This window comes from Sporosarcina sp. E16_8 (genome assembly GCF_017347095.1).
GTDB lineage: Bacteria > Bacillota > Bacilli > Bacillales_A > Planococcaceae > Sporosarcina.
The window spans coordinates 1-1,468 of record NZ_JADPRZ010000115.1; the positions used below are offsets into that span (position 1 = coordinate 1).

Genomic DNA, 1,468 nt, shown 5'->3' on the forward strand with positions numbered 1-1,468 from the left:
TTCAATAGGAGAGTGTAAAATATCTTGTGTAAATGAATAAATGCAAAAAGGAAGACCTTTTCTTGGTAGAATTAAGTCACCACAACCAATCCTAGAAAAGAGGCCTTCCCTATGACCCAGTTTACAACAGATATTGTTCAAGCACTAGTACAAAAACAAGATATTACCGAGGTTTTTCGTTCACATTTAGAAACAGCTGTAAATACCTTACTAACTACGGAGCTGACAGCGTTTTTAGATTATGAAAAATATGACCGTATTGGCTTTAACTCAGGGAATTCACGTAATGGTTCATATGACCGAACGCTGCACACTGAATATGGTGACCTTCAGGTCACGATTCCCCGTGATCGCAACGGTGAGTTTAAACAACAGACTGTCGCGCCTTATAAGCGATCAAACGATACGCTCGAATCATTTGTCATCCACATGTTTCAAAAAGGCGTGACTATGTCAGAAATCGCTGATTTAATCGAGAAAATGTATGGCCATCATTACACACGTCAAACTATATCTAATATGACACAAGTAGTGGGTGAACAGGTAGAAGCCTTTAATAAAAGGAAACTCAGTACGCGCTATGCATGTGTTTATTTAGACGCAACCTATATTTCCGTTCGACGTGAAACGGTTTCGAAAGAAGCTGTTTATATAGCTGTCGGCATTCGTGAAGATGGCTCAAAAGAAGTGATTGCTTACACAATCGCTCCAACAGAATCAGCCTTCAATTGGAAAGAGCTCCTCCTAGAAATAAAAGAACGTGGAGTAGAAGAAGTCCTTCTCTTCCTCTCAGATGGCCTAACAGGCATGGTGGACACAATTACAAGTGCATTTCCTAAAGCTCAATTCCAAACATGCCTAGTGCATGTGGCACGTACTATTTCTCATAAAGTACGTGTTGAAGATCGAGCTGAGATTTGTGAGGATTTCAAAACGGTTTACCGAGCTGATGATCAGGAAGCTGGCCAAGTCGCACTAGATAACTTCTGTTCAAAATGGAATAAGTCGTACCCGAAGGTTACGAAATCACTCGCTACAAATGACCATCTACTTACTTTCTACAGTTTTCCTAAATCAATTTGGCGCAGCATATACTCAACGAATTTAATCGAGTCTTTCAACAAGCAAATCAAGAAATATACAAAGCGAAAAGAGCAGTTTCCGAATGAAGAATCACTTGAACGCTTCCTCGTTTCCCAGTTCGAAGATTATAACCAACGTTTCATCACACGATGCCACATTGGTTTCGATCAAGCACGTGCAGAGCTGTCTAATATGTTTGAAGCAAAAGAATAATAGTTAGTCTGCTTAACACAAAATTTGGTTTAGAAGAAAAGATATCCTTAATATTAAGAGCAAATAAGTGCTACTCGTAAGTTATAAAAAAGCAATAAGTGTATTCACAATGAAAAGGTTGGATTGTCATTTACACATAAATATTGACACTCCCTTCCAATGACAGCGCTAA

At 38.9% G+C, this 1,468-nt stretch carries 1 protein-coding gene; it reads left to right on the forward strand.

The genetic code is table 11. The features are described 5' to 3' along the window. Positions 1–111 precede the first annotated feature (111 nt). Positions 112–1,296: an IS256 family transposase gene (locus I2484_RS20995; RefSeq protein ID WP_207152992.1), complete on the forward strand. Its 1,185-nt coding sequence runs from the start codon at positions 112–114 to the stop codon at positions 1,294–1,296. Positions 1,297–1,468: the final 172 nt, after the last annotated feature.

What these genes read in the sequence shown, in the direction of transcription:
- I2484_RS20995 (WP_207152992.1), top strand. Translation starts at nt 112, where the DNA reads ATGACCCAGTTTACAACAGATATTGTTCAAGCACTAGTACAAAAACAA.